11 protein-coding genes are annotated in these 12144 nt (G+C 60.0%); 6 read left to right on the top strand and 5 right to left on the bottom strand.

Annotated features, from left to right (window positions below):
* Positions 1 to 173 precede the first annotated feature (173 nt).
* Genes AC0IXA_RS15785 through AC0IXA_RS15795 form a run of 3 tightly spaced genes read left to right on the top strand, consistent with a single transcriptional unit; the run spans position 174 to position 3739 of the window.
* Entirely contained in the window at positions 174 to 833 is a 660-nt protein-coding gene (locus AC0IXA_RS15785) for a paraquat-inducible protein A (protein WP_071173598.1), read from the top strand.
* The gene (locus tag AC0IXA_RS15790) at positions 820 to 1443 is read left to right on the top strand and encodes a paraquat-inducible protein A (RefSeq protein WP_071173597.1); all 624 of its coding nucleotides are present in this window, start codon (positions 820 to 822) and stop codon (positions 1441 to 1443) included. Before AC0IXA_RS15785 ends, AC0IXA_RS15790 begins: the two co-directional genes overlap by 14 nt.
* The gene (locus AC0IXA_RS15795; RefSeq protein ID WP_016773187.1) at positions 1436 to 3739 is read left to right on the top strand and encodes a PqiB family protein; all 2304 of its coding nucleotides are present in this window, start codon (positions 1436 to 1438) and stop codon (positions 3737 to 3739) included. Before AC0IXA_RS15790 ends, AC0IXA_RS15795 begins: the two co-directional genes overlap by 8 nt.
* Positions 3740 to 3916: 177 nt before the next feature.
* Here the strand turns inward: AC0IXA_RS15795 and mksF are convergent, their stop codons facing one another.
* Genes mksF through mksB form a run of 3 tightly spaced genes read right to left on the bottom strand, consistent with a single transcriptional unit; the run spans position 3917 to position 8725 of the window.
* Positions 3917 to 6757 (bottom strand): Mks condensin complex protein MksF, encoded by a 2841-nt coding sequence (gene mksF, locus AC0IXA_RS15800; RefSeq protein ID WP_041480021.1) that lies wholly within the window; start codon positions 6755 to 6757, stop codon positions 3917 to 3919.
* The gene (mksE, locus tag AC0IXA_RS15805; RefSeq protein WP_016773189.1) at positions 6754 to 7455 is read right to left on the bottom strand and encodes an Mks condensin complex protein MksE; all 702 of its coding nucleotides are present in this window, start codon (positions 7453 to 7455) and stop codon (positions 6754 to 6756) included. The genes mksF and mksE overlap by 4 nt, the downstream gene beginning before the upstream one ends.
* A complete protein-coding gene (mksB, locus tag AC0IXA_RS15810) occupies positions 7445 to 8725 on the bottom strand; it encodes an Mks condensin complex protein MksB (RefSeq protein ID WP_160768349.1) in 1281 nt (426 codons plus the stop codon). Before mksB ends, mksE begins: the two co-directional genes overlap by 11 nt.
* A 242-nt stretch (positions 8726 to 8967) precedes the next feature.
* Between mksB and AC0IXA_RS15815 the strand changes: the two genes are divergently transcribed.
* Positions 8968 to 9714 carry an energy transducer TonB gene (locus AC0IXA_RS15815; protein WP_471813940.1) on the top strand — a complete coding sequence of 249 codons (747 nt, stop codon included), beginning with the start codon at positions 8968 to 8970 and terminating at the stop codon, positions 9712 to 9714.
* Positions 9707 to 10159, top strand: a complete 453-nt coding sequence (gene rimI, locus AC0IXA_RS15820; protein WP_016773192.1) for a ribosomal protein S18-alanine N-acetyltransferase — start codon at positions 9707 to 9709, stop codon at positions 10157 to 10159. The genes AC0IXA_RS15815 and rimI overlap by 8 nt, the downstream gene beginning before the upstream one ends.
* 119 nt (positions 10160 to 10278) lie before the next feature.
* Here the strand turns inward: rimI and AC0IXA_RS15825 are convergent, their stop codons facing one another.
* On the bottom strand, positions 10279 to 10683 hold the full coding sequence (locus AC0IXA_RS15825) for a serine kinase/phosphatase (RefSeq protein WP_471813810.1): 405 nt from the start codon (positions 10681 to 10683) through the stop codon (positions 10279 to 10281).
* Positions 10684 to 10823: 140 nt separating this feature from the next.
* Here AC0IXA_RS15825 and can point away from each other — a divergent pair, with 140 nt between their 5' ends.
* Positions 10824 to 11468 (top strand): carbonate dehydratase, encoded by a 645-nt coding sequence (gene can, locus AC0IXA_RS15830; protein WP_039761245.1) that lies wholly within the window; start codon positions 10824 to 10826, stop codon positions 11466 to 11468.
* Positions 11469 to 11476: 8 nt separating this feature from the next.
* On the opposite strand, the gene AC0IXA_RS15835 is transcribed toward can, so the two are convergent.
* Positions 11477 to 12001, bottom strand: a complete 525-nt coding sequence (locus tag AC0IXA_RS15835; RefSeq protein WP_471813812.1) for an SET domain-containing protein-lysine N-methyltransferase — start codon at positions 11999 to 12001, stop codon at positions 11477 to 11479.
* Positions 12002 to 12144 lie beyond the last annotated feature (143 nt).

Consider the following 12144-nt stretch of genomic DNA (forward strand, 5'->3'; position numbering starts at 1 on the left):
CATGTGAGAGTAGGTCATCGTCAAGATTAAATTCCGAAACCCCAATTGCGAAAGCAGTTGGGGTTTTGTTTTGCCTGGGAAAAAGTTTTCAGCGCTATGGCGAACAAAATTGCACAGTTATTTTCGAAGCAGAACACTAGAATAGCCCCATCTTTATCGGAGTCAGAGCCTGTATGTCAGAATCGGTTGACGCCCCCGGGCTGTCAGATTTACCGCTGGAAGACTTGATAGCGTGCCACGAGTGCGACCTGCTGATGCGCAAGCCGACACTTGCCCATGGTGAGAAAGCGCTCTGCCCGCGCTGTGGTTACGAACTGTATGCCCATCGCCATAACGTGGTGCAGCGCAGCCTCGCGCTGGTGATTGCGGCATTATTACTTTACGTACCGGCAAACTTTTTACCCATCATGCAACTCAATATCCTCGGGCAATCTTCGCAGGATACGGTCTGGAGTGGCGTGGTCGGTCTGTTCAACACCGATATGCAAGGAGTGTCGATTGTCGTCTTCCTTTGCAGCATGGCCATACCGTTACTCAAGTTGTTGTGCCAGCTGTTTGTCCTACTGACGATCCGCTTCAATGTCGGCCGTAGTTATGGCTTGTTGCTCTATCGTATTTACCACCACCTCAGAGACTGGGGCATGCTCGAGGTCTACCTCATGGGCGTCCTTGTCGCGATCGTAAAGCTGGCGGATATGGCAGCCATCACCGTCGGCCTCGGGCTGGCATGTTTCATTGGCTTGTTGTTGGTACAAGTCTGGCTGGAGGTGGTGATGTCACCGCATCAGATCTGGCAGGCATTATCAGGAGAGGATGCCCATGCGGGCGATTGATGCGGGCATTCTGGTGTGCACCGAATGCCACGAACTGAACAAGCAGGAAGCTGACGTCGATGAGCAGAGCTGTACCCGCTGCGGCGCGCAGGTTCACGCTCGCCGCCCCAACAGCCTGACCCGTACCTGGGCGCTGTTGATCACGGCAGCCATTATCTATATTCCGGCCAACGTCTTGCCGATCATGACGGTCAGCTCCCTGGGCCAGGGTGAACCGAGCACCATCATGTCCGGCGTGATTGAACTGGTGCAGCACGGCATGATTCCGATCGCGAGCGTGGTGTTCATCGCCAGTATTCTGGTGCCCACGTTCAAACTGGTCGGCATCGCGTTGTTGCTGTTTTCCGTGCAGCGCCGGCAGCCATTGTCGGCCCGTCAGCGCATCTGGATGTACCGATTCATCGAGTTCATCGGCCGCTGGTCGATGCTCGATATTTTCGTGATCGCCATTCTCGTGGCGGTCGTTAACTTCGGCCGGATAGCCAGTGTCGAAGCCAATTTGGGCGCCGTCGCCTTCGCCTCTGTGGTGATTCTGACGATGCTCGCCGCAGTAACTTTCGATCCCCGACTGATTTGGGATAACACGGAGTCGGACGACGACCATGACTGATTTGCCTGTAGCGAAAACCCGACCGGCTTCAAACTGGTCGGCCATTTGGGTGCTGCCTCTGATCGCTTTGATCATCGGCGGCTGGCTCGGCTGGCGTGCTTATTCCGAGACTGGTATCGAGATTCAGGTGCGCTTTGAAAGCGGCGAAGGCATCCAGGCCAACAAGACTGAAGTGGTCTACAAAGGCATGCCGGTCGGCAAGGTCAAGACGCTCAAGCTCGACGATGAGGGCAACTCCAAAGGGGTGATCGCCACCATCGAAATGAACAAGGACGTCGAGCAGTACCTGAAGACCAGCACACGGTTCTGGCTGGTCAAACCGAGCGTGACCCTGGCCGGTATCACTGGTCTGGAGACATTGGTCTCGGGTAACTATGTCGCGATCAGTCCCGGTGAAGGCGAGCCCGTGCGCAAGTTCAAGGCACTCGCCGAAGAACCGCCGCTGTCCGACGCCAAGCCCGGTCTGCACCTGACCATCAAGGCCGATCGCCTTGGCTCGCTGAATCGCGGCAGCCCGGTGTTCTACAAGCAGATCAAGGTCGGTCAGGTCAAAAGCTACGTGCTTTCCGAGGATCAGAGCACCGTTGAACTGAAGGTGTTCATCGAGCCGACCTACGCCAAACTGGTGCGCAAACACACACGTTTCTGGAACGCCAGCGGCATCAGCATCGACGCCAACCTGTCCGGTGTGAAAGTCCGTAGCGAGTCCTTGGCCAGCATCGTCGCTGGGGGCATCGCCTTCGCCACGCCGGAGAATCGCAAGGACAGCCCAGCGACCGATCCGAGCCTGCCGTTCCGTCTCTATGAAGACTTCGACGCTGCCGCTGCCGGCATTCGCGTGAAGGTCAAACTCAGCGATTTCGAGGGCCTGCAGGCCGGTCGCACACCGGTGATGTACAAAGGCATTCAGGTCGGCAACCTGAAAGCGCTCAAAGTCGATCCGGACCTGAACAGTGCAACAGCCGAGCTGACCCTTGATCCGTTGGCCGAAGACTATCTGGTTGAGGGCACGCAGTTCTGGGTGGTCAAACCGTCGATATCCCTTGCCGGTATTACCGGCCTGGAAGCGCTGGTGAAAGGTAACTACATCGCCGTGCGTCCGGGCGACAAAGGCGCTGCGCCGAAACGCGAATTCGAGGCGCGACCGAAAGCACCGCCGCTGGATCTGCGTTCGCCGGGCCTGCATCTGGTGTTGTTTACCGATTCGCTGGGTTCGATCGATGTCGGCAGTCCGATTCTGTACAAGCAGGTCAAGGTCGGTTCGGTGCAGAGCTACCAGTTCTCCCGAACCAAGAAGCAGCTGGTTATCGGCGTGCACATCGAGAAGGAATACGAAAACCTGGTCAACGCCTCGACGCGCTTCTGGAACGTCAGCGGCATTACCCTCACCGGTGGCTTGACCGGGGGCATTCAGGTCAAGAGTGAATCCCTGCAAACCCTGATGGCCGGCGGTATCGCCTTTGAAACGCCGCAAGCCAATGCGCCGTTGAAGAAACGCATCCCGCGCTTCCGTCTGTTCGCCGACCACGATGAGGCAAACAAGAAAGGTGCGGTAGTGACGATCAAGGTTGATCGCGCTGACGGCTTGAGCAGCGGTACGCCGGTGCGTTTCAAGGGGCTGGATGTCGGCAAGATTGAAAGCGTCGATCTGACCGATGACATGCAGTCGGTAATCCTCACCGCTCGCATCACTGAAGTGCCGGAGAAGATTGCTCGGGTCGGCAGTCAGTTCTGGGTGGTCAAGCCGGAACTGGGCCTGATCAAGACGCAGAACCTGGAAACGCTGGTCACCGGTAAATACATCGAAGTCCAGCCGGCGGCAAAGAATCTCGGCCCGCAGAAGAACTTCGTTGCCTTGGCCGAGGCGCCTGAAGTCACCAAGCAGGAAGCGGGTCTGAGTCTGGTGTTGAGCGCCGCACGTCGTGGTTCGCTGAAGCCCGGCGTGCCAGTGACCTATCGTGAAATCACCGTCGGAAAGGTGACCGGTTATGAATTGGGCCAGACAGCTGACCGTGTGTTGGTGCACATCCTGATCGAGCCGAAGTACGCGCCACTGGTGCGTAGCGGCAGCCGCTTCTGGAACACCAGCGGCGTGGGCTTCGATTATGGGTTGTTCAAAGGCGTGACGGTGCGCACCGAGTCGCTGGAGACACTGATTCAGGGCGGGATTGCCTTCGCCACCCCGGACGGTGAACGCATGGGCAATCCGGCGCGGGCCGAGCAGACGTTCCCGTTGTTCGACAAATTCGAGGATGAATGGCTGACCTGGGCGCCGAAGATTCAGCTTGGTAAATAGTGGCGTCTGTTGAGACGTCTTCGCGAGCAGGCTCGCTCCCACAGGGGAACGCATTCCTATTGTGGGAGCGAGCCTGCTCGCGAAGGGGTCAGCCACATCAACCCAAATCCCAGGCGATAAAAAAGGGCCGCGATCCCATCAGATCGCGGCCCTTTTTTTGCCTTCAGCTAAAGCCGATCAAACCGCATCCAGCTCCGGCTCATCGGCCTGCACATTCAGCGTGGCCTTGACCACATCATGGCGGCGAATGTACTTCCAGTCCGCCTCATCGATGTAGATCCCCGCCGGGCCGCTGCCGCCTTCCAGGTCGATCGCGACACTGGCGCAGACTTGCGGCTTCACACTCGCCAGAATCGGCACGAAGCCCAGTTGCAGACTGGTTTCCAGCAGCGCCGCCTGGTTCTTCTCGTCGATGTCCGCCGCCTCGTCGAGGTAGTACGGCAGACGCACTCGGCCGGCCAGGTCGCGATCCATCAAGTGCAGCAACAAGTACATGTTGGTCAGCGCCTTGATGGTCATGGTCGTGCCGTTGGACGCCGCGCCGTCGATGTCGGTGTGGATCACCGGTTGGCCGTTGACCTTGGTGATCTCGAAGGCCAATTCGAACAAGTCCTTGAGTCCGAGCTGGTTGTGGTTCGCTGCCACCAGCCGCGCGAGGTATTCCTTGGCCTCTTCGTTCTTGTTGTCCTGCTCGGCGCTCTGGCTGAGGTCAAACACCGACAGTGTTTCGCCTTCCTCATACTGGCCGGCGCTGTGGATGATCTGGTCGATGTGCTTGAGCGCTTCCTTGTTCGGTGCGAGGACGATGCGGAAACTTTGCAGGTTGGAGACCTGACGCTTGTTGATCTCGCGGTTGAACAGCGCCAGTTGGTGCTCGAGGCTGTCGTAATCGCTGCGGATGTTGCGCAGGGTGCGGGCGATGTCGGTGACCGCCGCGCGCCGCGCCTTGCCCAAGGTCAGCGCTTCATCGGTGCGGTGTGCGTAAGCGTTGATCAGCAGCGACAGACGCCGCTCCATGTCGTCTTCGCTGTCGAACTTGGCCACGCCTTTCAGACGCACCTGCGCATACAGCGCCTCGATTTGCCCATCGGCACGCAGCAGACCCTGCCAGCTGTCCTGATAGTCGTTGAGCAGCGGCAGCAGGTTGTCCATCGAATCATCGACCGGATCCATGAACGGCGTTCCGAACGGCAGGTCCGCTGGCAGCAACTGACGACGGCGCAGCGCGTCGTCGAGGGTGCGCTGCTTGGCTTCCATGTCGGCGATCTGCCGGCCGACCAGTTGCAGCTTGGCCGACAGTTGCTGGACGCGCTCGGTGAAGGCATCGCTGGAGCGCTTGAGTTCGTCCTGCGCAGCTTCCATCTGCGCCAGTTGTTCGAGTTTGTCGCTTTCCTCGGCGCTCAGTGTCTGGGTGCGACGGAAATCTTCCAGCGCCTTCTGCGCGTCCAGCACCTGCTGATACAGCGCCTCGGTCTGGGTCTTGCTTGCGGCGCGGTCGGCGGCCACGGCTTGCTGGGTTTTCAGTTGCTTGAGCTCTTTTTCCAGACGCTCCTTCTGATCGCGCAACGCGGCGCGGTCAGCCAGAGCCTGCAAGGCCGGCGGCTCGATGTGCGAGATGTCGATCGACAGGCCCGGCACTTCGAAGCGCTCGCCCTTGAAGCCGTCAAGAATCAGCTCGACCGATTTGACCCACTCGCCGTTCTCGTCGAGGGTGATGCCATGTTCACCCAGCGGCAGGCTGAACAGCGCGCTGTTGAACAGGCGCATCAGGCGTTCGACGTCCTGTTGCGAGAACTCTTCGCGCAGACGGGCGTAGCTGTTGTTATCAGCGTGATCGAGTTGCTGCTTCACCGACTTCAGGCGTTTTTCCAGATCGCGCAGACGCTCTTCGAGATCTTCGGCGCTGAACTGACGCGACTGCGCCAGGGCACCTGCCAGTTCATCGTGAGCATCCTTGGCGGCGAGCAATTGTTGCTCGAGCACTTTGACGTCATCGACCAGGGCGAAGCGGTTCTTCAGCACCGACAGCTCACCGAGCCAGCGCTGAATGCCGGAAATTTCCCGCTCCAGACGCATCAGTTCCTGAGTACCACCGCGTTGATCGTTTTGCAGATCGTCCTGCTCGCGACGGTAGTGCTCGGCCTGGATGGTCAGCTCTTCCTTGCGCGCCGTGGCGTAATCCGACCAGGTGCCGAGCAAGGAATCGAGCAGCGGCGACAGGCGATGCAGTTTGCCGCGCAGCACATCGCGCTGTTTCACGCCGTTGGCCAGCGCTTCAACCAATGGACCGGCGGCGACCAGCGAGTTGTAGTCCTGCTCCATGCGCCGCACATCGCGGAAGGCTTCTTCGCACGCGGCGATGTAATCGACGCTGCCCGAACGCAGGCTGTGTTCGAAAGCATCGAGGAACAGTTGCTTGAGCTTGGCCGCGGTGATTTCACGCATGTGCAGCAGGTTGATGAACAACGCACGGAAAGTTTTCAGGCTCTGCTCGCTGGTGGAGCGCAGCGGGATAAGGGTCAGGTCGAGCGGGATTGACGTGTGGCCGCCAACCAGCAAGCGGCGCAGCTCATCCGGCTTGAGTTCGTAAGCCTTCAGGCCTTCTTTTTCGAGATTGCTGAACAGTTCTTTCTGGCGCAGGCAAGTGTCGTTTTTCTGGTAATGCGCCAGATCGAGCTTGCCGGCGTAGGCGAAGAACTGGTGCCCGAAACCACCGCCCGGGCCGCGACCGACCACGCCGATCACGTGGGGGCCGTGGGGCAGGTTGACTTCGACGAGGATGTAACTGGTGTCGGAGGCGAAGTAGAAGCGCCGCGATTGTTCGAGGCTGTACTTGCCGAAACTCATGTCGGACATGCGCGCCAGAATCGGAAACTGCAAAGCGTTGATCGACGCCGATTTCCCGAGGTTGTTCGCGCCATACACCGACAAGGGTTCTTCCAGCGGGAACAGGCCAAGGCTGTAACCGGCAGTGTTCAAAAGGGCAAAGCGGCGGATGCCGTAGCGTTCCTGGCTCATGCATCGGACTCCTGTTCTTCGGCAATGGCGCGGGCCAGTGCGTCTTCTTCGCTTTCTTCTTCAAACTCGCTCAAATCCAATGGATCGTCGGTTTCGAGGAATTTCGCTTCGGCTTCTTCGTCGATCAGCACCGGCGCCGGCAGCGGCAGAACGCTGTGCACGCTGGCTGCGAGGTCGCGGTCCTGCTGTACCGACAGGCACACGTCGAGGAAACGGTGCATCGGCGGCAGGAAGCGGTAGACACCGTTTTCTTCGCCGGCAAAACCAAGCTGGGTCATGCGGCGCATGATTTTTTCTTCGAGTTCTTCGACGGTCTGCACTTCGGCCTGGATGAACAGGTCGCGGTACTTGTCCAGCAGCGACGGCAATTCTTCGCGGCCGAGGCTGCCGCCGTCGAGCACGGCAATCGGGTCGCGGCCCTGATCGGCCAGGTGCTCGACGAGGATGAAGGTGAACAGCGCCAGACGCTGGGCGGTCTTGTTCACCGCTGCGGCGGCCATGTCCGGCACGAAGTAGTAGAAACCACGGGTGTCGCAGACCAGTTCAAAGCCCAGCGCCTTGAACAGCGTCCGGTACTGGTCCTGGAAATTCGACAGTTGTGCGTACAGCTCGGGATCACGGCGGCTGACGTGGTAACCCTTGAACAACTCGCGGAAGATCGGCGCCAGTTGCGACAGTTCGGAAAGATCAAGATGCATTTGGGATGCTCGCAGAATCCTCGGCGGCGGTATCGCTGGCCGAGAGCAGGGCGAAGGAGCGCAGGCTGACCTGGTGCTCGTGAGTGTGGTATTCGCGGCGTTCCAGACGCTCGCGCTTGAAGCGTTTTTCCCGCGACAGGCGCGAGAACCAGTAAAGCAATTCGTCGGTGGCGCCGTCCGGTTCCTGCTCCAGCAGCCAGGTCATCAGGTCCGGCATCGGCAACGATTCTTCGCAACGATCGACCATCTCGCGCACGGTGCGGGGGGCTCGTGGCGCGTCGCCCGCCTTCTGGGTTTTGTGCGCCTTGGGGAAGCGCGCCGGTTTCGGCTCGAAACGCGCCAGCGCATAGACGTAGGCTTCGACCTGACTGGCGCTGCCCAGGAAGGTGCTTTGCGGACGGGTGAACAGCGGCATCGCCGCTTGCGGCACGGCGTCGATGCCTTTACGCCGGATCGCCGCCAGCGCCAGTGCGGCGCCACGGGTCACGGCGTTGTGCCGACGCGCTTCTTCACGCAACGGCAGCAGCAGTTCGCGGGCATGGCGCAGGGTCAGTTGCGCGCTGGTCTGCATTTCGAGGATGCGCGCGTGGGTGCGCAGGAGCATGTCGTCATCGACCAGATGGCCGAGGCGCTGCTGTTCGCTGAGCATCTTCAGTAGCACCGTTTCGACCTTGCGCACGCCTTGTTCGAAGGCGCCGTCGGCGTTGACCAGATCAATCATCGGCTCGACGTATTCGTCCCACGTCGCCAGCACTTCGGCGTAACGCTGACGCAGCGGAATCTGCCGGTCGCTGGTCTTCGCCCGTTCGGCGACTGCCACCAGGGCCTGTTCATCGTTGTCGAGTTTCTTCAGTACGTCGCGCACGCGCATGTCGAGCAAGCGCAGCTGGCGCGCCAGATCGTTGCCGTCACGAACATCGAAAGCGTCCTGGATATAACCGGCCAGACGCTCAAGGTGACGCAAATAGGCTTCGATTTCCAGGCACAGACCGAGGCGGTGTTCGCGGCGCAGGTAGGCGAGGAAGTCGTGGATCTGCGCGTTGAGCTCGAAACGGTTCGGGCTTTTCGCCACCGGAACCAGAATATCGAGGCGAATCCACACGTCGAGCAGGCTGGTGATGTCCTGCGGCGTGCTGTCGAGTTGTTGGGCGGCCAGTTGCGTGCGCAGTTCGTTGAGGCTCAGGGTGCCTTGGTCGAAGTGCTCGCACAGTGGCTCCAGAAGTGCCCAGTGTTCAGCGAGGGCGCGCAAGACGCGCTTGGGTTCGATCATCGGAATGGCCGGCTGGTTGGCGATTAAAAGCGGCGATTGTACTGCATCACAGGCGCGGCGATTCACTCTCGGGACGGGCTGTCGCATTCTTTGCCCAAAGCGCAGCGGCGCGGTGCAGCGCAGGCTGTCGATCAACAGCAAGCGATCTTGCGCGAAGGGCGGTAGAATCAGCGCACTTTCCGTTATCCACAAGTGGCCGACCTTTGCTTATCGAGTCCCGCCGCCGCGCCTATTTGAACGCCATGCAGGTGGTCAACTGGCTGCCGCGCACCGAACTGCCTTTCGCCGCACCGTCGCGGCCCGAGCTGCTGGAGATGCCCGAGCCTGAGGTTGAGGTGCCGGTTGCTCCGGCGCCTCTGGCCCAAGCACCGGCGCAGCCTGCCGCGCGTCAGGTCGAGCGGCCGAAAATCGAAGTGCCGCGTCCGTCGCTGGCCAGTACCCGCAACGGCGCGAAACCGGTGGAGGAAGTCGACGACACGCCGGTGGTGGTCAAGCCTGCGCCAGTGCCGCCGCCGCGGTTCGCCCTGCAACTGCTGCGCGCCGGGCGCTGCCTGCTGCTGGTCGAGTTACCCACAGGCGAAGCGTTTCAGAGTCGCGATCCGGCCTACCTGCTGCTCAAGGATATGCTGCGCGCCGCCGGTTTGCCGGATGCGCCGCAGATCGTCGGCGAACCGGTGCGCTGGCCTTGGCTCAATCGCGGCACGCTGGATCAAGGCCCGGAAGCGGCGCGCGACTTCGTGCAAGGCTTCCTCTCGGTGCAAATGGAAGCGGCGCCCTGCGCCTGTCTGTGGCTGATCGGCCTGCCGGCGGTGAAATTTGCCGGGGAGGCGGACGCCGAAGCGTTCAATAGTGAATTGCAGATCGAAGGTCTGGGCCTGGCCTGGGCGATTCCCGGCCTGGAACTGTTAATGGAAGAGCCACAGCGCAAGGCCGCTGTGTGGCAAGCCATGCGTCGGCTGATGGCGCGCTGGAAACAATCCGATGAGTGAGGCTGTAACCTTTCGCCCGATGACCGAGGCGGACCTGGACGCTGTGTTGAAGATCGAATACGCCGCGTACAGCCATCCGTGGACCCGGGGGATTTTTCTCGATGGCCTGGGCAAATACCAGATCTGGCTGATGTTCGAGGGGCAGCAGCAGGTGGGCCACGGTGTGGTGCAGATCATTCTTGATGAGGCGCACCTGCTCAATATCACCGTCAAGCCGGAAAATCAGGGGCGTGGACTGGGGCTGACGTTGCTTGAGCATTTGATGTCGCGTGCGTATGCGGCCGAGGCTCGGGAATGCTTTCTCGAAGTGCGCGACAGCAACACGGCTGCGTTCAAGTTGTATGAGCGGTATGGCTTCAACGAGATCGGCCGGCGTCGCGATTATTATCCGGCGGTGGGTGGGCGTGAAGATGCGGTGGTGATGGTCTGTACCCTGGTTGACTGAGGCCATGTAGGAGCTGCCGAAGGCTGCGATCTTTTGATCTTGCTTTGGATTTTGCAAAAAAAGTCAAAAGATCGCAGCCTTCGGCAGCTCCTACAGGGAGCGAGTTTAAACTCAGCTGATCAGCGCTTGCCATCCAGCGGATCCAGATCCGCCAGTTCCGCTTCATCCAGCCCGTCACCGCCGCCGATGTCGTTTTCACCGACCTCGCTCAGATCCCAATCCGCCGGATTGCCTTCGCCGAGTTCATCGGCATCACGCGAACCATCCTCGCGAATCAACGTTTCCGGGCTCAGGTCATCGTCGGTAGGCTGATGATCATCCACCGAGGCCCCGGTCATGCCCGCCTCACGCACTCGCTCAGCCGGCATCAACTGTTCGCGTTCACGCTCGGGCAGTTCATCTCCGATTTTCGCGCTGGGCTTTTCGTCGTCGAAATCCAGCTCGTGCACCGAGCCCATGCGGTCTTCGTTATCATCGATGGGTTCCGGTTGCACCGCATCATAAGGGCGTCGTGAATCAGTCATGGCAATTCCTCATAGTGTGGGCCTTACTGAGTGGACTCACCGGGCGCGCGAGAATTCCAACGAAAACACTTTGCGCTGGTGGCGTGACTTCGACGGGTGGTCGTCTATCAAACCTGCGCATCTTTCTTGAGGCCTTATCCATGCACGATCTACAAGACCTGATTGATAACAACGAGCGTTGGGCTGACGCGATCACCAAGGAAGACCCGGATTTCTTCGCCAAACTGGCGCGCCAGCAGACTCCGGAATATCTATGGATCGGCTGCTCCGACGCACGCGTACCGGCCAACGAAATCGTCGGTATGCTGCCGGGCGATCTGTTCGTGCACCGCAACGTGGCCAACGTCGTGCTGCACACCGACCTCAACTGCCTGTCGGTGATCCAGTACGCAGTTGATGTGCTCAAGGTCAAACACATCCTCGTCACTGGCCACTACGGCTGCGGCGGTGTGCGCGCGTCGATGCAGGATCGCCAGTTCGGCCTGATCGACGGCTGGCTGCGCTCGATCCGCGATCTTTATTACGAAAAGCGCGAAGAGCTGGCCAAGCTGGCGACCGAAGAAGAGCAGGTCGACCGCATGTGCGAACTCAACGTGATCCAGCAAGTGGCCAACGTCGCGCACACCAGCATCATCCAGAACGCCTGGCATCGCGGCCAGCCCCTGTCGATCCACGGCTGCATCTACGGGATCAAGGATGGCCGCTGGAAAAGTCTCAATACCACCATCAGTGGTTTCGAGCAGTTGCCGCCGCAATATCGTTTGCGCCCTGTCGGCGCGCCATAGCCGTCACTTCAACCTCGCCCCGCGTGACGCCAGCGCTGTAAAAAGCGCTGTCCTTCAGGCGTGGGTGGTTCGTCGTAACCGGTGATCCAGCCACGGCAGCGCGACGAGCCGCAATCACAGGCGAACTGGCGTAGTAGTTTGTCTTCGGTCGATGCGTAATCGATGCTTAGATGTTCGCCACTGTGGATATCTTTCAAGGCCCACAGCCACAACTCGCTCATGTCGAGAAATACATTCGGGTCGCAGGCGTGTTCCAGCACCCCGCAAAAGCGCGGATCGTAAACGTGAATGCCGGTTTGCAACTGCCGGGTCTGTCGACAGCGATAGGGCAGCAATTGCCCTGACACCCGGCACATTCGGCTGATACGCAGAAACTCTCGGCGCGCGACCACTGCCGTGGCGATGCCGTGTTCGTCGTGGATGATCTGAAAGTCCTGGCAGGATGGAAAGCCCAGCCGCACCGGAAGTCCGGCGAACGGATAGATGCCTTCTGTGTCGCGCGGCAGGTGCCGGCCCATGGCTTGATTGTTCATAACGATCCTTGTTGTTGAGTGTTGCCTCCGGGTTGTGCCCATGCCTCGCCAGGCGAAGCATGATTGGATCCAAGCGTCGCGCAATTGAAGGTACCGGTCTACTGTCAAACCTGACAGGCGCGATCACCGTTGGCCCGCGTCAG

This window comes from Pseudomonas sp. AC083, assembly GCF_979253165.1.